The sequence below is a fragment of the Limibacillus halophilus genome (assembly GCF_014191775.1).
Lineage (GTDB): Bacteria > Pseudomonadota > Alphaproteobacteria > Kiloniellales > CECT-8803 > Limibacillus > Limibacillus halophilus.
Genome location: NZ_JACHXA010000001.1, coordinates 294,170 through 317,311, shown reverse-complemented (window position 1 = coordinate 317,311; position 23,142 = coordinate 294,170). Strand labels below are relative to the sequence as shown.

16 protein-coding genes are annotated in these 23,142 nt (G+C 59.5%); 11 read left to right on the top strand and 5 right to left on the bottom strand.

What is annotated here, in order from left to right; translation table 11 throughout:
- Positions 1 to 105 precede the first annotated feature (105 nt).
- The 4 genes from mnmG to FHR98_RS01435 are packed head-to-tail and all read left to right on the top strand — an operon-like array spanning position 106 to position 4,399.
- A complete protein-coding gene (gene mnmG / locus FHR98_RS01450) occupies positions 106 to 1,980 on the top strand; it encodes a tRNA uridine-5-carboxymethylaminomethyl(34) synthesis enzyme MnmG (RefSeq protein WP_183415173.1) in 1,875 nt (624 codons plus the stop codon).
- Positions 1,981 to 2,003: 23 nt separating this feature from the next.
- A complete protein-coding gene (rsmG, locus tag FHR98_RS01445; RefSeq protein WP_183414843.1) occupies positions 2,004 to 2,618 on the top strand; it encodes a 16S rRNA (guanine(527)-N(7))-methyltransferase RsmG in 615 nt (204 codons plus the stop codon).
- Positions 2,608 to 3,438 (top strand): ParA family protein, encoded by an 831-nt coding sequence (locus FHR98_RS01440; protein ID WP_322091201.1) that lies wholly within the window; start codon positions 2,608 to 2,610, stop codon positions 3,436 to 3,438. The genes rsmG and FHR98_RS01440 overlap by 11 nt, the downstream gene beginning before the upstream one ends.
- 16 nt (positions 3,439 to 3,454) lie before the next feature.
- Positions 3,455 to 4,399: a ParB/RepB/Spo0J family partition protein gene (locus FHR98_RS01435; RefSeq protein WP_183414842.1), complete on the top strand. Its 945-nt coding sequence runs from the start codon at positions 3,455 to 3,457 to the stop codon at positions 4,397 to 4,399.
- An 86-nt stretch (positions 4,400 to 4,485) separates the two neighbouring features.
- On the opposite strand, the gene acnA is transcribed toward FHR98_RS01435, so the two are convergent.
- Positions 4,486 to 7,239, bottom strand: a complete 2,754-nt coding sequence (gene acnA, locus FHR98_RS01430; protein WP_322091200.1) for an aconitate hydratase AcnA — start codon at positions 7,237 to 7,239, stop codon at positions 4,486 to 4,488.
- A gap of 182 nt (positions 7,240 to 7,421) precedes the next feature.
- Positions 7,422 to 9,536 carry a transglycosylase domain-containing protein gene (locus FHR98_RS01425; RefSeq protein ID WP_183414840.1) on the bottom strand — a complete coding sequence of 705 codons (2,115 nt, stop codon included), beginning with the start codon at positions 9,534 to 9,536 and terminating at the stop codon, positions 7,422 to 7,424.
- 140 nt (positions 9,537 to 9,676) lie between these two features.
- On the opposite strand from FHR98_RS01425, the gene FHR98_RS01420 reads away from it, so the two are divergent.
- Positions 9,677 to 10,396 (top strand): ribonuclease activity regulator RraA, encoded by a 720-nt coding sequence (locus tag FHR98_RS01420; protein WP_183414839.1) that lies wholly within the window; start codon positions 9,677 to 9,679, stop codon positions 10,394 to 10,396.
- A gap of 29 nt (positions 10,397 to 10,425) precedes the next feature.
- Here FHR98_RS01420 and FHR98_RS01415 read toward each other — a convergent pair whose 3' ends face one another.
- The gene (locus tag FHR98_RS01415; RefSeq protein ID WP_183414838.1) at positions 10,426 to 11,457 is read right to left on the bottom strand and encodes an NAD(P)/FAD-dependent oxidoreductase; all 1,032 of its coding nucleotides are present in this window, start codon (positions 11,455 to 11,457) and stop codon (positions 10,426 to 10,428) included.
- Between the two features lie 196 nt (positions 11,458 to 11,653).
- Between FHR98_RS01415 and tsaE the strand changes: the two genes are divergently transcribed.
- The 6 genes from tsaE to FHR98_RS01385 all read left to right on the top strand — a co-directional run bounded on the left by tsaE (position 11,654) and on the right by FHR98_RS01385 (position 20,858).
- On the top strand, positions 11,654 to 12,166 hold the full coding sequence (gene tsaE, locus FHR98_RS01410) for a tRNA (adenosine(37)-N6)-threonylcarbamoyltransferase complex ATPase subunit type 1 TsaE (protein ID WP_183414837.1): 513 nt from the start codon (positions 11,654 to 11,656) through the stop codon (positions 12,164 to 12,166).
- Between the two features lie 37 nt (positions 12,167 to 12,203).
- Complete coding sequence (locus tag FHR98_RS01405; protein WP_246377299.1) at positions 12,204 to 12,935, top strand: nucleotidyltransferase family protein; 732 nt, start codon at positions 12,204 to 12,206, stop codon at positions 12,933 to 12,935.
- Positions 12,936 to 12,942: 7 nt separating this feature from the next.
- Positions 12,943 to 15,981: a double-strand break repair protein AddB gene (gene addB / locus FHR98_RS01400; protein ID WP_183414835.1), complete on the top strand. Its 3,039-nt coding sequence runs from the start codon at positions 12,943 to 12,945 to the stop codon at positions 15,979 to 15,981.
- Between the two features lies 1 nt (position 15,982).
- Positions 15,983 to 19,540 (top strand): double-strand break repair helicase AddA, encoded by a 3,558-nt coding sequence (addA, locus tag FHR98_RS01395; RefSeq protein WP_183414834.1) that lies wholly within the window; start codon positions 15,983 to 15,985, stop codon positions 19,538 to 19,540.
- 93 nt (positions 19,541 to 19,633) lie between these two features.
- Positions 19,634 to 19,954 (top strand): thioredoxin TrxA, encoded by a 321-nt coding sequence (trxA, locus tag FHR98_RS01390; RefSeq protein WP_183414833.1) that lies wholly within the window; start codon positions 19,634 to 19,636, stop codon positions 19,952 to 19,954.
- A 310-nt stretch (positions 19,955 to 20,264) separates the two neighbouring features.
- Entirely contained in the window at positions 20,265 to 20,858 is a 594-nt protein-coding gene (locus FHR98_RS01385; protein WP_183414832.1) for a hypothetical protein, read from the top strand.
- On the opposite strand, the gene FHR98_RS01380 is transcribed toward FHR98_RS01385, so the two are convergent.
- Positions 20,855 to 22,186 carry a bifunctional folylpolyglutamate synthase/dihydrofolate synthase gene (locus FHR98_RS01380; protein WP_221205666.1) on the bottom strand — a complete coding sequence of 444 codons (1,332 nt, stop codon included), beginning with the start codon at positions 22,184 to 22,186 and terminating at the stop codon, positions 20,855 to 20,857. The genes FHR98_RS01385 and FHR98_RS01380 overlap by 4 nt on opposite strands.
- The gene (accD, locus tag FHR98_RS01375) at positions 22,161 to 23,138 is read right to left on the bottom strand and encodes an acetyl-CoA carboxylase, carboxyltransferase subunit beta (protein WP_183414831.1); all 978 of its coding nucleotides are present in this window, start codon (positions 23,136 to 23,138) and stop codon (positions 22,161 to 22,163) included. The genes FHR98_RS01380 and accD overlap by 26 nt, the downstream gene beginning before the upstream one ends.
- Positions 23,139 to 23,142 lie beyond the last annotated feature (4 nt).

The window sequence follows — 23,142 nt, the reverse complement described above, 5'->3', positions numbered from 1 at the left end:
TAAAGTTGTCGGTGGGTTTGAGTTCTATGTTTCACGTGAAACATTGTGATGGTTTCATCGCACGCCGGTTTTGACAGCGATGGCGGACTGCCTTATCTAGGCGGCATGAAGCGGACTCTTTCATATGATGTGATCGTTGTCGGTGGCGGCCATGCCGGCTGTGAGGCTGCTGCGGCGGCAGCGCGTATTGGCGCGCGTACGCTGCTGGTAACTCATAAGCCAGAAACCATCGGTGTCATGTCTTGTAATCCCGCAATAGGCGGGCTTGGGAAAGGGCATCTCGTTCGGGAAATCGATGCGCTGGATGGCTTGATGGGTCGGGCAATCGATCGCGCAGGCATTCAATTTCGTGTATTGAACCGTAGCAAGGGTCCGGCCGTGCGCGGACCGAGGGCGCAGGCCGATCGGCGGCTATATCGTGAAGCCGTTCAAGCGCTGCTGGCCGATCAGGAGGGCCTTGATACGCTGGGTGCAGGGGTTGAAGACCTGCTTCTGTCGGATTCAGGCCGGTGCAGGGGCGTATTGTTGGGTGACGGAAGGACGGTGTATGCCGGTGCGGTGGTCCTGACAACCGGCACGTTCCTGAAAGGAGTCATACACCGGGGCGAGACGCGCTTTCCCGCCGGCAGGTTGGGAGAAAAGCCGGCTGTAGGGTTGTCCGAGACACTCGCACGGTTCGGTTTTTCGCTGGGGCGCCTGAAGACCGGGACGCCGCCGCGCCTCGATGGACGAACGATAGATTGGGACGGTTTGGAGAAACAGGAAGGGGACAGCCCGCCAGTGCCCTTCTCGACCATGACGCGCAGGATTACGACGCCGCAGGTTAATTGCGCTATTACGCACACCAGCGATCGCACTCACAGCATCATCCGGGCGAATCTGCATCGCGCGCCGATTTATTCGGGGCAGATCGAAAGTGTGGGCCCGCGCTATTGCCCATCGATCGAGGATAAAGTTGTTCGGTTCGCTGACAAGCATCATCATCAGATCTTTCTGGAACCTGAAGGGCTGGACGACCATACGGTTTATCCAAATGGTATCTCAACGTCTCTGCCGATGGAGGTTCAAGTTGCTCTTCTGGGCACAATTCCCGGGTTGGAACGGGCGGAGATACTGCAGCCAGGGTATGCGATAGAGTATGATTACGTTGACCCAAGGGAATTGATGCCGACCTTGGAAACGCGAAAGATTCCAGGGCTTTACCTGGCAGGACAGATCAATGGTACGACAGGTTATGAAGAGGCGGCGGCACAAGGTCTGATGGCTGGGATCAATGCGTCGCTCAATTGTGGCGGCGAACAACACGATGGTGCCGTGATTGACCGCGCGCAAGGCTATACGGGCGTGATGATTGACGATCTTGTGACCCGCGGTGTGACCGAGCCCTATAGGATGTTCACTAGCCGGGCGGAGTATCGGCTTCGGCTGCGTGCTGATAACGCGGACCAGCGACTCACGGATTTGGGCATTGCCTGGGGATGTGTAGGGACGGGGCGGCAAGCCGCCTGGTCGCAGAAGCAGCTGCGTTTGGCCGCGGGCCGTGCGTTGGTCGAGAGCTTGAAGGTGACTCCGGACGCGCTCGCGAAATATGGGATCGAAGTGAATCGTGACGGCCAGAGGCGCAGTGCTTTCGATCTGCTTCGCTATTCGGATATCACCCTGGAGCGATTGACGGCGGTTTGGCCGGAGCTGGGTGAGCTCAAAGGGGATGTCGCGGAACAGATCGAGATCGATGCCCACTATGCGGGCTATTTGGAACGGCAAGATGCCGACATCCGGTCGTTCCGCAAGGATGAATCCTTGGTTCTGCCGCAAGATCTGGACTTCCTGTCCATACCAAGTCTTTCCAAGGAAATTCAGCAGCTCTTATCCCGGGCCCGTCCGGCAACTTTGGGCGCCGCCTCCAGGCTGCCCGGCATGACGCCCGCCGCGGCCGTGGCTTTGCTGCGGTTTGTTCGTCGCAAGCAAACAGCGGCCTGAGGACGCGGGAAATGGCGCCCCCAATGACGCCGGAAGAATTTTCAGACCTTGCCGGTGTTTCACGTGAAACAATGGAAAAGCTGCAAACCTACTTGGATTTGCTGCAGCGGTGGAACAAAGCGATCAATCTTGTCGGTCGCGAGACCCTAAAGGATCCCTGGCGCCGCCATTTTCTGGATTCGGCGCAATTGTGGTCCCTGTTGCCGGGCGATGCGCCGTCGCAAAGAATTGTGGACCTGGGAAGCGGCGCCGGGTTTCCCGGGTTGGTGCTGTCGATCATGGGGGCAAGAGAGGTTCATCTGATTGAGGCCGACCAGCGAAAAGTAACTTTCATGCGGCATGTTTCACGTGAAACAGGCGCACCGACGGTCTTCCACAATGATCGCATCGAAGCGCTGACGCCCTTCACGGTGCCGGTTGTAACCGCCCGGGCCCTGGCACCCCTGCCGAAGCTTCTTGGCTATGCTGCACCATTTTTACAACAAGGCGGAATTTCTCTTTTTTTGAAGGGTCGCGAAGCAGAGCAGGAATTGACCGCGGCGGCAACAGAATGGAAGATGAAGGTCAAGCGCCATCGTAGCAAGAGCAGCGACGAGGCGATCATATTGGAAATAGGGGATCTTGCCCGTGTCTCGTGATCAGAAAACCATCGACCAGGATAAACGGGCACGGGTACTCGCCATAGCCAATCAGAAGGGTGGGGTCGGAAAGACGACGACCGCTGTAAATCTCGCAACCGCACTGGCTGCTTGCCACAAGAAGGTGCTCATCATCGACTTGGACCCACAGGGAAATGCCAGCACCGGACTGGGCATCGATCGCGCCCATCGGCAACGGGACATTTATCGCGTGCTGCTCGATGACATGGTAATGGCCGATGCCGTCACGCCGACGAAAGTGCCAAGGCTGTCGTTGGTGCCGTCGTCCTCGGATCTCTCCGGCGCTGAGTTGGAGTTGGTGGAGACCGAGAGACGCGTCTATCGACTGAAGGACGCCTTTCATAGCGTGTTAAGAGATTTCGATTATATTCTGATTGATTGCCCGCCGGCATTGGGTCTTCTTACGTTAAATGCATTGGTTGCGGCGGACGGTTTATTGGTTCCTTTGCAGGCCGAGTTCTACGCCCTGGAGGGGCTAAGCCACTTAATGCAAACCGTCGAGCGCGTGAAGCAGCTATACAATCCAGAGTTGAAACTGCACGGCATCGCCGTGACCATGTACGATCGTCGCAACAATCTATCGGATCAGGTTGCCGACGATGTACGTGAGTATTTCGGCGATCTTGTTTTCAAAACAGTTATACCGCGCAACGTGCGCATGTCGGAGGCGCCGTCTTTTGGCTTGCCGGCCCTGCTGTATGATTGGCGCTGCCAGGGATCACAAGCCTACATAAAGCTGGCCGCGGAGGTTTTGAAGCGGGATGGCGAGCGCTTCCGCAAGCCAGCGGCGGCACTGTAAAAAAGGGGGTGGTACGATGGCGCAGACACCGAAGAAACGCGGTTTAGGGCGTGGATTGGCAGCGCTCTTCAACGAGGAAGGCGCAGAGTCGGCCGTCCGCGAAGCCGAGGCGGCGGAACCCAAGAAAAGTAGCAAGAAAGGCGCCTCCGCAGCCCCGGCCTCAACGCCGCGCACAGGCCAGCTCGTTCCCGTTGAGCATCTGGAGGCCAGCCCGTTTCAGCCGCGCCACAATTTCGACGAAGATGCGCTGGATGCCCTGGCGCAGTCCATAAAAGAAAACGGCCTTTTACAGCCTATACTAGTACGACCGCACGCGACAAAGAAGAACCGCTTTGAGATCGTGGCGGGTGAGCGGCGCTGGCGGGCTGCGCAGCGCGCGCAGCTGCACGAGGTTCCGGTCATCCAGCGCGATTTCGACGATGCGCAAACCTTGGAAATTGCCATCGTAGAGAACGTCCAGCGTCAGGACCTCAATGCGATAGAAGAGGCGGAGGGTTACCGTCGCCTCCAGAGTGATTTCGGCAACAGTCAGGAAGCCATCGCCCGGGTGGTCGGGAAAAGCCGCAGCCACATCGCCAATGCCTTGCGGCTCTTGTCCCTGCCAAATGCGGTAAAAGGCATGATCGAAGAGGGGACCATCAGCGCGGGGCACGCACGCGCCTTGATCGGCGCTCCAGATCCGCTGGCGATTGCCAAGCGCATTGCGTCGCAGGGCCTGTCCGTGCGAGAGACGGAGCGGCTGGCACAAGCGATCAAGCAGCCCGGCAAGACGCTCAAGAAGGTACGCAGCGCGGTCGAAAAGGATGCCGACACGATTGAGTTGGAGCGGGAACTGCAGGCAGCGCTTGGTTTGAAGGTTTCAATCAATCACAAGGGCGAAGCCGGCGACTTGGTCCTGCACTACACGACATTGGAGCAACTCGACGACCTGATCGCTCGTCTGCAGCGCCCGGGGCGTTGACCTCGTCGGAATCGGCGGCTTGGAAGGAAAGCCGCACCCCCCGGTGGGAGTGCGGCAATTTTTCTCGTAATATCAAATAGTTACAATCACGCCGACTTGGCGAGGTTCCGGAGCACGTAGTGCAGGATCCCGCCGTTCGCGTAATATTCGACCTCGCCTGCAGTGTCGATCCGGCAGGTGAAGACAACCTCTTCCTTGCTGCCGTCGGGGCGATGCAGCGTGCAGGCGATATCCTGGCGTGGCGTGATGCCTCCTTCGATACCGGTGAAATCGAAAGTCTCCTCGCCGGTCAACTTCAAGGTATGGCGATTCTGGCCTTCCTTGAACTGCAGCGGCAAGACGCCCATGCCAACAAGGTTTGAGCGATGAATGCGCTCGAAGGATTCGGCGATGACAGCCTTGACGCCCAACAGGCGGGTGCCCTTTGCGGCCCAGTCTCGAGAGGACCCGGTGCCATACTCCTGTCCCGCGACGATCACCAGCGGCGTGCCTTCCTGGGCGTAATCCATGGCGGCATCGTAAATTGCCCGCTGCTCGCCGGTCGGCACGTACATGGTATAGCCGCCCTCGACACCCGGCACCATCTCATTGCGAATGCGGATATTCGCAAAGGTGCCGCGCATCATCACTTCATGGTTGCCGCGTCGGGCGCCATAGGAGTTGAACTCCGCCGGCCGAACCTGATTGGCCAAAAGATACTCGCCCGTAGGACCGTCCTTCTTGATGGAGCCCGCCGGTGAGATGTGGTCGGTCGTGACTGAATCGCCAAGAATGGCAAGGGGCCGCGCGCCCTTGATATCCTGGATCGGATCGGGGTCCGCACCCATGCCTTCAAAAAACGGCGGATAGGCGACATAGGTGCTGCCGGGATCCCAATCAAAGGTTTCGCCGGTCGAGGTGGCGATAGAACGCCACTGTTCGGGCCCCTCATAAACGTTGGCATAGCGGGATTCGAACATCTCGCGAGACAAGGATTTTTCCATCGTCTCGTGAATTTCCTTATTTGACGGCCAAATATCCTTCAGGAAGACGGGGTTGCCCTCCTTGTCCGTACCCAGCGGATCATTCAGAAGGTCCGCCTTCATTGAACCCGCGAGGGCATAGGCCACGACCAGGGGCGGCGACGCCAAATAGTTTGCCCGGCAGTGCGGGTTGATGCGCCCTTCGAAGTTCCGGTTGCCCGACAGAACCGAACAAACCGTCAAATCGCCCGCCTCGACAGCGGCGGAAATCTTCTCCGGCAAGGGCCCGGAGTTGCCGATGCAGGTGGTGCAGCCATAGCCGACCAGGTTGAATCCCAACCCATCGAGATCGGTCTGCAAACCGGCTTTCTCCAAGTAGTCGCTGACCACCTGAGATCCGGGCGCCAACGAGGTCTTCACCCAAGGCTTAACCTGGAGGCCCTTGGCCAAGGCCTTGCGTGCCAATAGACCCGCACCGACCATGACGCTTGGATTGGATGTATTCGTGCAGGAGGTGATGGCGGCGATGACCACGGCGCCGTCGTCCAGAGTGTAGGCTTCGTCCGCGACCGCTGAGCTTCGCCAGAAACCGTCAGCGGAATGCTCGGCCGCCGACGGGCTTTCAGCCGCGAAAGTTCCTTGCGCGCCGACGGGATCAACGCCGCGATCCTTCGCCACATACCGGGAAAAGGCCCCGGAGGCGGCCGAGAGCGCTATCCGGTCTTGTGGCCGCTTCGGTCCCGCCAGCGCGGGCTCCACGGTCGAGATATCCAAGCTTAGGCTATCGCTAAAGACAGGGTCGGGCGTGCTTTCGTCGTGCCACATTCCCTGCGCTTTGGCATAGGCCTCAACCAACTTTACCCGCGCCTTGTCGCGGCCGGTGAAATCAAGATACCGAAGCGTCTCGGCGTCGATCGGGAAGATAGCGCAGGTTGAACCAAACTCCGGCGACATGTTGCCAAGCGTGGCGCGGTCGGCCAGGGTCAAATGCTTGAGGCCGGGACCGTAGAACTCGACGAACTTACCGACGACGCCCTTTTTGCGCAGCATCTCCGTGCAGGTGAGCACTAGATCGGTGGCCGTTGTGCCTTCCTTCAACTCGCCGGACAGCTTGAAACCAACGACGTCGGGGATCAGCATGGTTACCGGCTGTCCGAGCATGGCGGCTTCTGCCTCGATACCACCGACGCCCCAGCCCAAGACACCCAGCCCGTTAACCATGGTCGTGTGGCTGTCCGTGCCCACCAGAGTATCGGGATAGGCGATATTCTTGCCGTCAATCTTACTCGTCCAGACGGCTTGCGCGATGTATTCGAGGTTCACCTGGTGGCAAATACCGGTGCCTGGGGGAACAACCGAGAAGTTATCGAAAGCTTTCTGGCCCCAGCGCAGGAACGCATACCGTTCCTGGTTTCGCTCGAACTCGCGTTCGACGTTCTTTTCAAAAGCGCCCGCACCGCCGAAATAATCAACCATCACAGAGTGGTCGATGACCAGATCGACCGGCGAAAGCGGGTTGATTTTTCGGGGGTCGCCACCCAGGCCCACCATCGCTTCGCGCATTGCCGCCAAGTCCACCACGGCGGGGACGCCGGTGAAGTCCTGCATCAACACGCGCGCCGGTCGGTAGGCGATTTCGCGATCATCCGGGCTGCCGCCCTGTACACGGGCAGCCAGCGCCTTGATGTCATCGACACTGACACTATCGCCATCCTCGAACCTCAAAAGGTTCTCAAGCAATACCTTGAGCGAATACGGCAAACGGGATAGGTCGCCAAGTCCAGCCTCGGCGGCCGCCGGAAGGCTGTAATATTCGTACGACTGTCCCTCGACCGAAAGATTGCGGCGGGTTTTGAGGCTATCCTGACCTAACTTCACGGAGGAAACTCCCTTCTCTTGGCTGCGTTCCAAGACGTGAGAGTGCCACGGGCTCTTGTAAAGAGAGGGACAGCACACGCACGCCAGGGTGGCGCGTCGGTTCATCTGCTCGATAACATACTTAAAAGCGCGCGCAAGTCCAGTTGCCGCGCTGCAGCATTCAAGAGGTTGTGCCGGATTCTTTAGCGATCCGGCGTCTTGCCGAAAGTCTTGTTCTCCCGCGAAACACTGGATCCTGAGTTGTTGCTGCTCTTGGCTCCCGCGGACCCGCCTCTCAGATCCTGTAGCAAACGGCCGATGAAACCGCCGACGCTTGAGTCGTCGGATTGGTCGTCCCGGGCGCTTGGCGCAGAAGGCGCAATAGCGATTTCGCTGCCCGGCAGTGCGCCGCCCGGCGCCCCCTCGGATGCGGGCCTCATAAAGGCTGCCCAGGTTGTCGCAGGCAGGCTGCCCCCTGAAACCCGCTTCATCGGCTTGCCGTCGTCGTTGCCGAACCAAACACCGGTCACGAGATCGCGCGTATAGCCGATGAACCAAGCGTCACGGAAATCCTGACTGGTCCCAGTTTTTCCGGCGACCGGTCGGTCTATCCGTGCGGCCTTGCCCGTACCCCATTCGACGGTTGCCCGCATGACATCGGCCGCTTTGGCTAAGGCTTGCTCGTCGATCAAGCGCTCGGTTGGTTGCTCATCATGCCTGAAAAGAACGTGGCCGTTTGTGTCACGCACCTCGACAATACCGTACGCCCACGCTCCAAACCCATTGTTTGCCAGCGCAGCATAGGCGCCTGTCAACTCGATAAGTGTTACCTCTGACGTTCCAAGCGCCAGTGACGCGTCGCTGGTCAAGGGTGTGGTTATGCCCATTTTCTGGGCCTGGGCAGCCACATTGCGCACGCCAACGGCCTGGGAAAGGCGGACGGTTGCCGTATTCAGCGACAAGGCATAGGCCTCTCTCAAGGTGATTTCGCCGCGATACCGCTCGTCGTAGTTCTCCGGCGACCATTTGCCGATGGTCACCGGCGCGTCGAGGATCTGCGCGTCCGGGTGCCACCCCTTCTCGAAGGCGGCAAGAAACACAAAGGTCTTAAAGGCAGACCCTGGCTGACGCAGGGCTTGGGTCGCTCGGTTGAACTGACTTTCCTGATAATCGCGGCCGCCAACCATTGCCCTGACGGCGCCATCTGGCGTCAGCGAAACCAATGCGGCCTGCTGGACCCCGCGATCACCACCAACTCCCTTTAAAGCACTCTCCACAGCGCGTTCCGCCAGGCCCTGTAGCCGTGGGTCCAGCGTCGTTTGCACGATCAGGTCGCGGTCGGGGAAACCAACAAAATTACGCACCTCGCCAATGACCCAATCGGTGAAATAGCGTGCGCGCAGACTTTGGCGTGAAAGTTTGCGGCTTTTGTTCTTGTGGGCTTCGACCGCTTCGGCCTGGGTGATGAACCCGGCCTCGACCATCGCATTCAGAACGACTTTTGTCCGAGCATCCGCCGCGCCGGCATCGCTGGTCGGCGACAATCGAGAGGGCGCTTTGAGTAGTCCCGCCAACATTGCCGACTCATAAAGCGTCACCTCGGTAGCGGATTTTCCGAAATAGCGGCGTGCGGCAGCGTCGACGCCATATGCGCTTGCGCCCAGGTACACGCGGTTCAGATAAAGCGTCAGAATCTGGTCCTTGGAAAACTTTCGTTCCAGCCAGAACGCGAGCATAAGCTCCTGTACCTTTCGCTTCAGGGAGCGCTCAGGTGAGAGAAACAGATTCTTGGCAAGCTGCTGGGAGATAGTGGAGCCGCCTTGAACAAGCCGCCCTGCCTGCAGGTTCGTCAACATTGCGCGCGCCAGCCCCAGAAGATCCAGGCCTGGATGTTCGTAAAATCGCCGGTCTTCGATCGCCAGTACGGCCTGAGGCAGGTGCGGAGGGAGTTCCTCGACCCGTAAAGCCTCGCCGGTCAATTGGCCGGAGGCCGCCAGGATGGAGCCGTCCCTTGCCAGCAGAGTGACGGCGGGCTGGCGCTCAAGCACGGCCATCCGCGACACGTCGGGAAGATCGTAAGCATAGTAAGCCAGCAACCCACCCAGGCCGACAGCGCACCAAACGCCCAGCACAACCAGCCAGCGCAGCGCCCGGCCAAGCGTCAAGCCGCGCTTTTGTTTGCTCTTCTTTCGCGGCTGACCGCGCTCAGAGGCTCGGGGCGCTCGACGCGACGTGGAACGTCCGCCGCCGGGCCGTTTAGTCCCGGTCGTTCGTCGCGTTTGGCGGCCCTTGCTCTTATCATCATCACGTCTTGCCATGCCATCAAGGTCTAGCGGAAAGGGGGCCAACAGGCCAGGGGCAAGAATAAGACGACAGAGGGAATCCTCGGCCTTTCAACCGGCGGTCTTTTGTTGCAAAGTCGCGCCATTGAATTTCATGGACCACAGGGAGAGTGGCAATGGCTGAGACCGTGACCTTAACAGCCGATCAGCGCGATCAGTTGACGCGCATTTCAACAGCGACCCTGACGACGGTTCTGCTCAAAAAAGGTTTGCGGAATAATTACCTGCGCGGCCCGTTGCCCTTGATGGAAGATCAAGGACGCATTGTCGGTGAGGCCTTCACGATGCGATTCGTGCCGATGCGCGAGGACTTGGCGACGCCGGAAAGCTGGTCGTCCCCGCGTTCGACCCGCGCCGCGATCGAAGAGATGCCGGACGGCGCCGTCGTGGTGATCGATGCCATGGGCGTCGACGATGCGGGCGTGTTTGGCGATATCCTCTGCGCGCGCATGGCCGTGCGCGGCGTCGCCGCGCTTGTGACAGACGGTGTACTTCGCGACGGCGAGGGCGTGGTCAGCAGCGGTTTGGCTGTCTGGTGCCGTGGCATTGCGGCGCCGCCTTCCATAGCGGGCCTGACCTTTGTTGGATGGCAGGAGCCGATAGCCTGTGGCGGTGTTGCGATCTTTCCGGGCGATGTGATCGTGGCTGATGGCGATGGCGCCGTGCTGATCCCCAAAGCAATGGTTGCCCAGGTTATCGAGGCCGGAGCGGAGCAGGAACTCTTGGAAGCCTGGTTGCTTTCCGAGGTTAAGGCTGGCGCCAAACTTCCCGGGCTTTATCCGCCGAACGAGGAAACCCGCAAGCGTTACGAGGCCTGGAAAGCAACACAGGAGTAAAGGCAAGAGATTGCGCCGGTTGTCGTGCGTTACTCGCCCGGTACGCCCTTGGTCGTTGAATACTCCCAATGCAGCTCTTCATCTGGATGAAGTTGGCTGCGGATTGCGTGAGCGGCCATAGCGGCTTCTGAGAATCCGCACAGGATCAATTTTAGCTTGCCAGGATAGTCGGCGATATCGCCGATGGCGTAGACGCCCTGCAAGTTGGTCTGGCAGGTTTCGGGCGTCACAGTGATGTGGCCGTGCTCCAGCGCCAGGCCCCAGTCGGCGATTGGGCCCAGGTTCATCGAGAGACCAAAGAAAGGCAGCAGGACATCCGCATCCAAGCGGCGTTCGTTGCCCGCCAAATCCGCGACGATCACGGCTTCCAGTAGACTGCCATCGCCCTGGAGCCCTCGGAGCTGATAGGGGATGACCATCTCAACCACTGACCCTTGTTCGGCGAGTTGGTTCAAACGGGCAACGCTCTCAGGCGCGGCCCGGAACTTTGGGCGGCGGTGGACGACATATACCTTCTCGGCCAGTTCGGCCAAGGAAAGTGCCCAGTCGACGGCCGAATCGCCGCCGCCGGCAATCACGATGCGCTTACCGCGATAGTTTTCGCGCTGGGTGACCATGTAGCGCACACCCAGTCCGGGCCCCGCGTTCTCGTAACACTCGATCCCCGCCAGTGGGGGGCGATTCGGCCCGAAAGCCCCGACGCCACCAGCGATCATGACGGCTTTGACAAGAAGCCGAGTCCCTTTGGAAGTTTCCAGGAGCCAGCGACCATCAGTCTGCTGCTCCAGGCCCACAACTTGCTGCCCATAATGATAAACGGGGGCGAAGGGTGTGGCCTGCTCGGTTAGCTTTCCGATCAGATCGGCAGCCATGATCTCCGGGTGGGCAGGAATATCGTAGATCGGTTTTTCCGGATACAGAGCGGAGCATTGGCCGCCAGGACCGTCCAAAGCATCGATCACATGCGCCGTGATCTTGAGCATTCCCAGTTCAAACACTGCGAAGAGGCCCACCGGTCCTGCGCCGATGATAGCGACTTCACCTTCCTGGACGTTGCTCATCCTGGCTGTTCCTTTGTTTCTGGTCGAAAGTCGATGCTGGTGATAGGCGATAGGCTAGGATGCGGAGCGATTCAGGGCTTTGCAAGTCTTGCGGCGACAGGTCGCGCTGTCACGGCGGCATCAACCGTGACTCTGTCGCCCTGGGCTTTCTTCCCTATTCATTGCAGGGGCCACCGATCAAGGGATAAAAGAGGCTATGATCGATCCGAGCGACACCGCAATCCATCAAGAGCAGCTACCCGACGAAGCGGCGACGGTTGCCTTTGCAAAGCGGTTGGCGCGCCTGGCGGCGCCTGGTGATGTCTTTGCGCTCTTCGGCGATCTGGGTGCGGGGAAAACGGCCCTGGCGCGTGCCTTTATCAATGCATTGCCCGACGAGTCCGGGCAACCCTGCGCAGAGGAGGTGCCGAGCCCGACCTTTACCCTTGTCCAGCAGTATCAGCGCAAGCCCGGACTTGTATGGCACTTTGACCTTTATCGGATCGAGGAGGCGGAAGAGGTCTGGGAGCTTGATTTTGAGGATGCGTTGGCCAGCGGTATCAGCCTCATCGAATGGCCTGAACGGTTGGCAGGATTGTTGCCAACGACGGCCCTTCGGATTCTGCTGGAGGTTGCGCCGTCCACGAGCGCTCCCGCCGGTCGGCGGATCAGCCTCTATGGGGCCAACACCTGGAAGGATCGCTGGGCCTCCCTCGATGAAGGCGCATGAACCGATAATGATAGAAAACACGAAGGAGATTGAGACTATGAGGCCTAAGCGCGCAATGGTTCTGGCGGCCGGGTACGGCCTACGCATGCGCCCTTTGACCGACAAAACTCCCAAACCGTTGCTGCCGGTTCAAGGTCGCAGTCTTTTGGAACGCATCCTCGACCGCCTTGCCGAAGCCGGTGTCGAAGAGGCCGTCATCAACCTCCACCACCTCGGAGAGCAAATCGAGCAACGTCTAAGCGATCGCAAGAAACCCAAGATTCGATTCTCTTGGGAGCGTGAAGAAGTCCTGGAAACCGGTGGCGGTGTCGCTAAGGCCCTGCCGCTATTGGGCGACGAGCCGTTTTTTGTGATCAATGGCGACGTGCTGTGGCTGAATGGTTATCAGCAAGCGCTGCACCGGTTGGCCGATGCCTGGGACGCTCGGCAAATGGACGCGCTGCTGCTTGTCCACTCGACACCTTATGCGGTCGGGTATGAGGGTAAGGGTGATTTCTTTCTTGCGGCTGACGGACGTCTTTTGCGCCGCTCGCCCGAGGAGGTGGCGCCGTTTGTTTTTGCAGGCATTCAAATTCTACACCCGCGCCTGTTCGAAGGTGCTCCTGAAGGACCCTTCTCGCTCAATCGAATCTATGATCGTGCGGCGGAGTCCGAGACGCTGTTTGGGCTGCGTCACGATGGCGAGTGGTTCCATATCGGCACACCTGGAAGTCTGAAGGAAACCGAGGAGCTGTTTGATTCCCGAGACTTTCCCATCGTTCTCAGATAGGGACGACATGAGCGACGAAAAAACGCGCCCCAATGTCTTCACGCTGCCGCCAGAACGGCCCTTTGCGGACACGCTGGCATTGGGGCTGAGCGCGCGCTTTGCGAAGCACCCCGAAAGGCTTGCCGATGTCTTGCTGCTGCTGCCGACACGCAGAGCCTGTCGAAGCTTGCAGGAAGCCTTTCTCCGGGTTTCCGAAAACCGGCCACGCTTACTTCCCCGCCTTTTGCCGCTGGGCGATCTCGATGAGGAGGAGTTGACCCTGACAGACCCGTTGGGTCTTGATCCAGAGGCGGAAACGACTTTACCACCGGCCATGTCGCCGTTGGCTAGACAGTTCCATTTGGCGCGGCTTGTTGCGCGTTGGCGTGCTGGTATCGCTGGTGGGGGCCAAAGCGGTGGAAGTGACGCGCAAGACCTAATGTTGGCCGCAGAACTTGGCCGCCTGCTGGATCAGGTTGAGACCGAAGGGCTCGATTTTTCGAGGTTGTCTCAATTGGTGCCGGAGGAGCATGCGGATCATTGGCAGGCGACCTTGCGGTTCCTGGAGATCGTAACCCAGTTCTGGCCGGAAATCGAAAAGGAAGCTGGTTCCATCGGGGCGGCGGCAAGAAGACGGCGCCTTCTTGAGTGGCAAGCCAAAACATGGCGCCGCAATCCACCCCGGCACCCCGTCATCGCAGCGGGTTCCACGGGAAGCATTCCCGCGACGGCCGATTTGCTGTCAGTGATCCAGGGCTTGCCGGAAGGTGAGGTCGTGCTGCCGGGTCTGGACATCGATTGTGAGGCCGAGACATGGGAGACCATATCCAAGGATCCAAGCCATCCGCAGTTTGGAATGGCCAAGCTTTTGAAAGGGCTGGGTGTTGCACGTACGGACGTACAGGTATGGAACGGTGCTTCCGTGGGTGGTGAGCCTTACGGGCGAAGCCAAGTCGTAAACCTGAGCCTCTCCCCTGCGGAACTGACCCACCGCTGGATTGACAAGGGAGTCCGCTTTGAAGCCGAGAATGTCGGACGCGCCTTCACGCGCGTCCAGCGCATCGACTGTCCCGGCCTTCGGGAAGAAGCGATAGTGGCAGCATTGGCTTTGCGTCAAGTGTTGGAGGAAGAGGGCCGTACGGCTGCGCTCGTGACGCCGGATCGTGATCTGGCACGGCGGGTGGCGGTGGAGCTGGATCGTTGGGGTATCAAGATCGATGATTCCGCAGGACGGCCGCTCGGCGGCACACCAGTCGGCGCTTACCTGCGGTTGGTCGGACGTCTGCTGGCAGAGGGGCCGTCGCCGCTTTTGCTTCTGGCGGTGCTGAAGCACCCCAGGGCCGCGGCGGGCATGGCACCGGCTGGATTTCGCAAACGCGTTCGCAGCTTCGAGAGGCTGGTGTTGCGCGGACCGCTCCCAGCGGCCAGCCTGCCGCAGCTAAAGGGTTTGCTCGATGATGCTCTCGCTCTGGCGATTGCCGAGGGCGGCGAAAAGGAGATTGCCGAGCTTCGCAAGCTAGAGACTTGGTTTGCCGGGCTCTGCAAACTTCTGGAGCCGATTCAACGGGTCCGCCCCGCCAAGCAGCCGCTTGAACTCCTGTTGAAGGATCACACGGCCTTGGCAGAGGCTTTGGCACGCAGCGACGACCTAAGCGGGCCGGATCAACTTTGGAAGGGCGATGACGGTGAGGTCGCCGCGACCTTCTTGCGCCAGATGCTGGAGGCCGCGCACCTCTACGGCGAGGTGCGCGTCAGGGACTATGCGGAGGTCTTCGATACACTGCTGCAGGGGCAGACTGTTCGTCCGCGTTACGGCCTGCACCCGCGATTGTTTATCTGGGGCCCGATGGAAGCGCGCCTGCAAAGGGCGGATCGGTTGATCCTGGGCGGCCTGAACGAGGGGACCTGGCCGGGGGATGCCGATCCGGGCCCCTGGATGAGCCGGCCCATGCGCGCAGCCTTCGGGTTACCGTCCGCCGACCAGTCGATCGGGCTATCCGCGCACGATTTCGCCCAGGCGATGAACGCCTCGGAAGTTTTTTTGACCCGCTCCGAGCGCGTCGGGGGGACGCCGACGGTTCCCTCGCGCTGGCTGCTGCGGTTGGATACCTTGCTGGCGGCTTTGGACGTACCTGCGGACCTATTGACCAGGGATGCTGCCCAATGGCTGAACTGGGCCGAGGCGTTGGACGCCCCAGAAAGCGTCACGCCAGCGCCGCCGCCGGCGCCGAGACCACCCGCCGAGCGCAGACCCCGCAAGGCTTCCGTTACGGCCATCGAACGATGGTTGCGCGACCCTTACGCCTTCTATGCGGGCTCTGTGCTGGGATTGCGCAAGCTCGACGACCTTGATGCGGAGCCGGGCGCCGCAGAACGCGGCACCTTGATTCACGAACTTCTTGAAGGCTTCACCAGAGATTATCCGAAGGCCCTTCCGGAGAATGTGGAAGCGGAATTGGAGCAGCGGATGGGATTGCTCCTCGACAAGTTGCAGCGCAGGCCGGCTTTGGCGGCCTACTGGGAACCGCGATTGCAACGCATCCTCGAATGGGTTGTTGAGCAGGAAAAGCAACGGCGGTCCGCAACCCTGGGGATTCATGCAGAGCTGCGAGGGAGCCTTGAACTCAAGGAAGCAGACGGTTTCTCGTTGTACGGCAAGGCCGACCGCATCGAGACGTTGAAAAACGGTTCCCTGGCGATTCTCGACTACAAGACTGGGACGCCACCGAACAAGAAAGAGGTCTTGGAGGGACGTGCACCGCAGCTTCTGTTGGAGGCGATTATGGCAGAGGCCGACGGTTTCGCGGGCTTGCAGGGCCAAAAGGTCGAAGAACTGGCCTATTGGCATCTGTCGGGCGGCGCGACGAAGGGAAGCGAGACATCGATCCCTATAGACGAAGCCCTGGTGGCCGAAACGCGCCAGCGCCTGGCCTCATTTGTGCTTGCATATGCTGATCCGGACAGCCCTTTTCTGGCCCGACCGCGGCCGGGCTTTGATCTGCGCTTCAACGATTATGCCCATCTAGCCCGCATCAAAGAGTGGGCCGCGGACGGTGGAGAAGGCTAGCATGAGCCAGTCACTCCAAGGCGCGACGAAAGCAGCCTACGACAAGACCAGCGCGAACCAGAAAGTGGGCGCTGACCCAAGTTTGTCGGTATGGGTTGGTGCCTCCGCCGGCAGTGGCAAGACCCAAGTTCTGAGTGATCGGGTCTTACGGCTATTGCTGGCTGGATCGTCGCCGACCCGCTTGCTTTGTCTAACCTTCACCAAGGCCGCCGCAGCGGAAATGGAAAAGCGCATCGCGGGTCGGCTTTCCTCCTGGACGGCAGCATCGCTGGGTGATCTTGAGCTGTCATTGGAGAAGCTTCTGGGCCGGTTTCCGCACCCGGAGGAAACGACCAGGGCGCGCAGTCTTTTTGCGCAGATGCTGGATGCCCCAGGCGGCCTTAAAATTCAGACCATCCATAGCTTTTGCCAGTCGATCCTGAGCCGTTTTCCGTTGGAGGCGGGGATTACGCCGAACTTCGAGGCGCTTGATGAACGCAGCGCCCAGGAACTGCTGGCGCGTGCGCGCGAGGAGGTGCTGGAGGCCGTTTATCGCGCCGCGCCCGCGTCTGAACCCTGGGCTTTTGACCTCCACCAAGCGCTGCATTACCTGGCGGGCGGGTTGGGTGAGGAGGATTTTGCCAAGCTGTTGTCGGGGGTGACATCCCATAAGGACCGGCTCCGCTTAATGGTGGAAGGCTTCGGCGGCCTGGAGCATGCCGTGGTCGAAATCTATCGGCGTCTCGACCTCACGCCTGATCTCACGCAAGAGGCGTTGGTGGCCGAGGCGGGCGCCGAGGGTAACTTTAACCGGGCGGGCTTGACCCGGCTCGCCGAAGCCTATGGCAGCGGCACTCCATCGGAGCAGACTCGGGGAGCTGCCCTTGCCGACTGGTTGGCCGGCGGGCATCTCGATCCGCAATCATTTGCCGGGTACTGCGCTCTTTTTCTCACCAAGGACGGAGAACCCAGGAAGAGTCTCCTGACCAAGGCGCTCCATGAAGCTCATCCGGAGCTGTTGGAGGTGGCGCAGACCGAAGCGGCTCGGCTGATAGCAGTCCGACAGCGGGCGGCAGCGTTGGGAGAAGCCGTGCAGACAGCGGCTTTGTTGAGGCTCGGCTGGCACATGACGGAAGCCTATCAGCGCGCCAAACGCGCAGCCGTTGCGCTGGACTATGACGACATGATCCTGCTGGTGCGCGACCTGCTTGATCGCCCTGGTGTCTCTTCCTGGGTTCATTACAAGCTGGACGGCGGCATTGATCATGTCTTGGTCGATGAAGCGCAGGATACCAGCCCGCCGCAGTGGCAGGTAATTGAGGGATTGATCGAAGAGTTCTTCACGGGCATGGGTGCTTCGGAAGATCGCAGCTCGGGTGAGCTCCCGCCGCGCAGCCTATTTGTCGTCGGCGATCCGAAGCAATCGATCTTCGGCTTTCAGGGGGCTGCGCCCAGATTGTTCTCCGAGAAGAACCGAACTTACGAGCAGCGTGCCCGTGAGGCGGAGCGACCGTTTGCGAGCCTGACGTTGGATATGTCCTTTCGCTCAACCCAACCGATCCTTGATGCGGTTGACGCCGTGTTCGACCGGGACGGTATGGAACAAGGCGTCAGTTTCGACGAAACATGGCGGCCTCATAAGGCCTATCGCGCGGGTCAAGCGGGAAGCGTCGAGCTCTGGCCACCTGTCGAACCCGAAGAGGAAACCCCCCTGGATCCCTGGGCTCCGCCTCTGGTGCCGCAGGAGCGCAGACTGCCCCGTACCCGCTTGGCCGAACTGATCGCGGCGAAGATCCACTATTGGACCCGCGACCCCGCTGGAAAATCGGATCCGGCTTGTCGGTTGGCAGCGCGCGATCGCCGACTACGCCCCGGCGACTTCATGGTTCTGGTCCAGCGGCGCAACGCTTTTGTTTCAGAGTTGGTTCGCGCCCTGAAATCCCGTGATGTGCCGGTGGCCGGTGTTGATCGAATGCGCCTCATGGAACAGCTGCCGATCATGGATCTCGTCGCTTTCGGCAACTTCCTCCTGTTGCCGGAGGACGATTTGACACTGGCGACGGTCTTGAAAGGCCCGTTAGTGAACTTTGACGAGCAACAGCTTGCCGAGCTTTGTTGGGCGCGTAAGGGCAGCCTATGGCGCGCGCTGGCGGCCCGCAAGGATGACGATCCGGCCTTTGCGGTCGCGTTCGAGTTTTTGTCCGAGCAATTAGGAAAGGTCGATCATCTCGATCCCTACGAACTCTATCAAGGCCTCTTGAGCGCGAATCAGGGGCGCCGACAGATTCTTGCGCGCCTTGGGCCAGAGGCTAATGACCCGCTGGACGAGTTTCTTGCGCTGGCTTTGGAGTACAGTCGCCAACACGCTCCCAGCTTACAGGGACTGCTGCACTGGCTGAACGCCGACGGGCGCGAAATCAAGCGCGATCTGGAACAGTCCCAAGGCGTCGTCAGAATCATGACCGTGCATGCGGCCAAGGGGCTGCAGGCGCCAGTGGTCTTCCTGCCGGACACCTTCGGGTCCGACAAGCATGATCGCAGCCTGCTTTGGTTGGAGGGAGCGACCAAGGGCGGTAATGAACCGCCACTTTGTCTATTGCCGGGCGCTAGCAAGCAACGCAGCGCCCTCAGCGCTGCACTCCTGGCGGAGAAAGAGACCGAATCCCTGGAGGAGCGTCGTCGCTTGCTTTACGTGGCAATGACCCGCGCCGAGGACAGGCTTATCGTTTGCGGCTACAAGGGCAAGCAGAACAATCGCCGAGAGCCCTGGTATGATCTTGTAAAAGCGGGCCTGGAGGCGATGGACCCGCCCGCAGTCCAACAGGAGTTCGATTTCTCTGAATTTCTGGGAGAGAATGGGTGGCGTGGTCCCGGGCTTGTGATCTCGTCGGACCAGCAGGGCGCGCCAAAGACAGACGCCGGTACCACTGTTAGAAGTCGTCCTGTTGCTTTACCAGATTGGGCGCTGCGGAAGCCTCAGAAGGAATCGAGTCCGTCACGGCCTTTGGCGCCCTCGCGTCCAAGCGAGATCGAACCGGCGGTAATCTCCCCGCTTGGCACAGACGAAACAAGTCGCTTCAAGCGCGGATTGCTGGTGCATAGGCTGTTGCAGACCTTGCCCGACTTGCCAGAAGAGCAACGCCGGGTGCGTGGACTGGCCTTCCTTCAACAACCGCTTCACGGGCTGTCGACGGAAGACGCCGAAGCGCTGCTGGCGGAGACGCTGGCGGTCATCGCCGCGCCGGCGTTTGCGGCGGTTTTTGGACCTGGCAGTCGTGCGGAGGTGCCGGTCACAGGCTGTATCGAAAAATCGGATGGCACGCATGATGTCATTTCCGCGCGGATCGATAGGCTGGTGGTGACGGATAGCGAAGTCTTGATCATCGACTATAAATCCAACCGGCCCGCCGCCAAGACCGAGGCCGACGTGCCGGGAGTTTACCTGCACCAGATGGCGAGCTACCGCGCATTGCTGCTAAAAATTTACCCGAGCAAGGATGTTCGCTGCGCGTTGCTTTGGACGGAAGGACCGCGTCTGATGCAATTAACGCAAGCCAGACTTCTCGAGCACGCTCCTTGACGCTCGTGGGTATGGATTTCTATATGGAAGGCGAGGCGGGTCGCTAACAAGGCCCGACAATAAGAAGAACGACCCACCAGAAAGGAGTGCCAGATGAGCACCACGAAGATTAGCGATACCAGTTTCGATCAGGACGTTCTGAAAGCAGAAGGTCCGGTGATCGTTGATTTCTGGGCCGAATGGTGCGGGCCTTGCAAATCGATTGGTCCGGCCCTCGAAGAGATCGCTGCAGAGAAGCAGGGCGCCGTGACGATTGCCAAGCTGAATATTGATGACAATCCGCAAACTCCGCAGAAGTACGGAGTCCGTGGGATTCCAACCTTGATGCTTTTCAAGAATGGTCAGGTTGCCGCCACCAAAGTCGGCGCGCTTCCCAAACAACAGTTGCTGGCTTGGGTCGAGGAAAACATCTGATCGAACCTAGTCTTTAACCATTCGACGAGATCCCCGGAGCAATTGTGTGCAATCTGTTGCTCCGGGGGCGCACTAGTCGGAGCAGTTCTTACTTTCTCTCTATTTGCTTTACGCAGCGTCTCTTTTCGGGTTTCTATTCGGTAGCTTTTCTAGCACTAGGCTGGATTGGCCGCTTAGAACCGCTCCCTTATTATCTGGGACCAGCGGCCAAGAAGTGTGTTCCCGGGAGAGGTTTTGTATTTTGTCTTTTTTTAAGAGTTTGAGTTGTGGGGGAGTGCGACCTAGCGTCCTCCTTACAGGCTTTTTCGTTATGTTCGCGGTGTTGCTTCTAAGCGCACCCGTCCACGCGCAGGTTCCTCCGGAAAAGCCGACGCCGCCCGCAATCAGTAAGCCCATGGCCGTTACCGTTTATGGGGGGCGGCTTTTGAACGGTAATTTCTCCCGGTTGTTCTACGACCCTTTCAGTGCGGATGCGTTGAACACGGGGTTGGTCGCAATAACAGGATCCTACCGAGTTCATCGTTTTGACTTCGGCCTCTCGTTTGAAGTCGAGGCGGGCGTTGCGCAGCGGTTTGGGGACGAGGACCTGACCGAAATCTGGGCGGCCGCCGTTGCACGCTGGGACCGCTTTCCGTGGAACGACTACGTTTATACGACGCTGGGCGTTGCCTTCTGGGGCCCGAACTATTCGACCAAGATTTCGGATCACGAGCAGAGCCGCAACAGCGGCAAGAAAACCCATTGGATGAACATGTTCTCGCCCGAAGTCACTTTCGCTCCGCCCGACCAGAAGGACCTCGAGCTGGTCCTCCGCCTACACCACCGGTCGGGCGTATTCGGTCTCTACAACGGAACCGACAGCGGCTCTACCTTCTGGACCGCCGGGGTGCGTTATCACTTTTAGGCCGAAAGGTCCGGCAATTCGTTCAGGGCCAGAACACGTCCGGCCAGATATAGGGATCCGCAGATAAGAACCCGGCCGGGCGGCTCGGAGCGGTTTGCTGCGGCCTTGGTGAGGGCCCGAAGCGCGTCCGGGACCGATGGGAAGGCCGTGGCGTCAAATCCCGCTTCCCTAGCGAAGGTGGCCGCTTCTTCAGCGCTCAACGAGTTTGGTTCGCCGGGAATCGCGACTGCTTGCAGGTTATGGGCGCTTTTTGCCAAAGGCGCTAGGAAGGCCCCGGCGGCCTTGGTGTTCAGCATTCCATAAATCAGGTGAAGCGGCTTGTCCGACCAGGCGCCCAGTGTTGCGGCCAAAGCTTTCCCGGCGCTTTCATTGTGTCCACCGTCAAGCCATAGCTCCCAGCCGTGAGGCAACAGCGAAGCCAAGGTCCCAGCCGTTATATGCTGCAGCCTTGCGGGCCACTCCGCTGAAACCAGCCCAAGTCCCCGTGCTGAAGCTGAAATCTCAAATCCCTGCTTTTCCAGCAACCGGGCAGCCATGAGCGCGACACCCGCATTCTCCGCCTGATGTGTACCGTAGAGGTTGGGCCGCGGTACGACCTCCTCAGTGCCATTGCAGGTAAAAACCAAGCCTTCGCCGTGAGACTCGATCTTCCAATCGGTACCGTAAGCATGCAGTGGGGCGGCGATAGTCTTTGCGTGGCGCGCGATGGTCTCCATCGCCAACGCGGGCTGTGGCCCAATCACGGCGGGAATGCCCGGCTTTAGGATACCGGCCTTCTCGAAGGCGATGCTTTCCAGTGTCGTACCCAGGTATTGCATATGGTCCAAGGATACCGGGGTAATGATGGAGAGCGCTGGCTGAGACACAACGTTGGTCGCATCCAACCGACCACCCAAGCCGACTTCCAGCAGGAGGATGTCTGCGGGCTCCTCCGAGAATGCGAGAAAGGCGGCTGCGGTCGTGATTTCAAAGAACGTAATCGGCTCACCGCCATTGGCTTGCTCGCAACGCTCCAAAAGGTCCGACAGCCGTGTCTCGTCGATCAGCTTTCCGGCCAGGCGAATACGCTCATGAAATCGAACGAGATGCGGAGAGCTATAAACATGGACACTCAGCCCCGCCGTCTCCGCCATGGCGCGTAGGTAGGCGATGCAGGAGCCCTTACCGTTCGTGCCGGCGACATGTACGACGGGAGGAAGCGACCGCTCAGGATTCCCCAGAAGCGTAAGTAAGCGCTCCAATCTGCCAAGCGATAGATCGATTATCTTCGGATGTAGATGGAGCAGCCGCTCAAGGATGACGTCACTTGGAATCGTCGTCGTCTTCAAGATCTGCCTCGCTGCGCGCCGCTTTATTGGAATCCTTCGTCTTCTTTTCCTCAGAAGACGACTTGCTCGCAGTTTTCTGACCTGACCCGGCACGTGACGCCTTTTCCGGCTTCATCAACAAAGAGAGGACGCGGCCCAAATCTTCCTTGAGCTCACGGCGATCCACGACCCGATCAACCATCCCGTGTTCCAAAAGATACTCGGCAGTCTGGAAATCGGGAGGCAGCTGCTCGCGGATGGTCTCTTCAATGACGCGCCGACCGGCAAAGCCGATAATGGCGCCTGGTTCCGAAAGCGTAATGTCGCCCAGCATCGCAAAGGAAGCGGAAACACCGCCAGTCGTTGGGTCGGTCAACAGCACGATATAGGGAAGCCCCGCCTCTTTCACCTGATCCAGTGCGATGATGCTTCTTGGCATCTGCATCAGGGATAAAATTCCCTCCTGCATGCGCGCGCCGCCCGATGCCGGTATCACCAGCAAAGCGGCTTTTCGCGAAACGGCCGTGCGCGCCGCGGTCAGCAATCCCTCGCCAACGGCCATACCCATCGAACCACCCATGAAGGAAAAGTCGAAACAAGCTATGACGGTCGGCAAGCCCGCGACCTCGCCGTGTGCAACGAGGATCGCATCCTGCTCACCCGTCTTGCTCTGCGATTCCTTCAGGCGGTCGCTATATTTCTTACGATCACGGAACTTCAACGGATCTATATTTATCTTAGGCAGATCAACCCGGGTGTAGTCGCCGTCATCAAACAACATCGCCAAGCGGTCTTTTGCCGCGAGCCGCAAATGATGATTGCAATGGGTGCAGACGCGAAGGTTCTTTTCCAGTTCCTTATGGAAGATCATCTGTCCGCAACTTGGACATTTATCCCAAAGATTGTCAGGAACCTCGCGGCTTTTCACCAGCGCGCGAATCTTTGGGCGAACGTAGTTGTTGATCCAGTTCATGCTA

Coding starts and splice junctions, on each gene's coding strand:
- addA (WP_183414834.1), top strand. CDS start 15,983: ATGAGCCAGTCACTCCAAGGCGCGACGAAAGCAGCCTACGACAAGACC.
- tsaE (WP_183414837.1), top strand. CDS start 11,654: ATGATCGATCCGAGCGACACCGCAATCCATCAAGAGCAGCTACCCGAC.
- FHR98_RS01435 (WP_183414842.1), top strand. CDS start 3,455: ATGGCGCAGACACCGAAGAAACGCGGTTTAGGGCGTGGATTGGCAGCG.
- mnmG (WP_183415173.1), top strand. CDS start 106: ATGAAGCGGACTCTTTCATATGATGTGATCGTTGTCGGTGGCGGCCAT.
- accD (WP_183414831.1), bottom strand. CDS start 23,138: ATGAACTGGATCAACAACTACGTTCGCCCAAAGATTCGCGCGCTGGTG.
- addB (WP_183414835.1), top strand. CDS start 12,943: ATGAGCGACGAAAAAACGCGCCCCAATGTCTTCACGCTGCCGCCAGAA.
- FHR98_RS01415 (WP_183414838.1), bottom strand. CDS start 11,457: ATGAGCAACGTCCAGGAAGGTGAAGTCGCTATCATCGGCGCAGGACCG.
- rsmG (WP_183414843.1), top strand. CDS start 2,004: ATGACGCCGGAAGAATTTTCAGACCTTGCCGGTGTTTCACGTGAAACA.
- FHR98_RS01385 (WP_183414832.1), top strand. CDS start 20,265: ATGTTCGCGGTGTTGCTTCTAAGCGCACCCGTCCACGCGCAGGTTCCT.
- FHR98_RS01405 (WP_246377299.1), top strand. CDS start 12,204: ATGAGGCCTAAGCGCGCAATGGTTCTGGCGGCCGGGTACGGCCTACGC.
- FHR98_RS01420 (WP_183414839.1), top strand. CDS start 9,677: ATGGCTGAGACCGTGACCTTAACAGCCGATCAGCGCGATCAGTTGACG.
- FHR98_RS01425 (WP_183414840.1), bottom strand. CDS start 9,536: ATGGCAAGACGTGATGATGATAAGAGCAAGGGCCGCCAAACGCGACGA.
- trxA (WP_183414833.1), top strand. CDS start 19,634: ATGAGCACCACGAAGATTAGCGATACCAGTTTCGATCAGGACGTTCTG.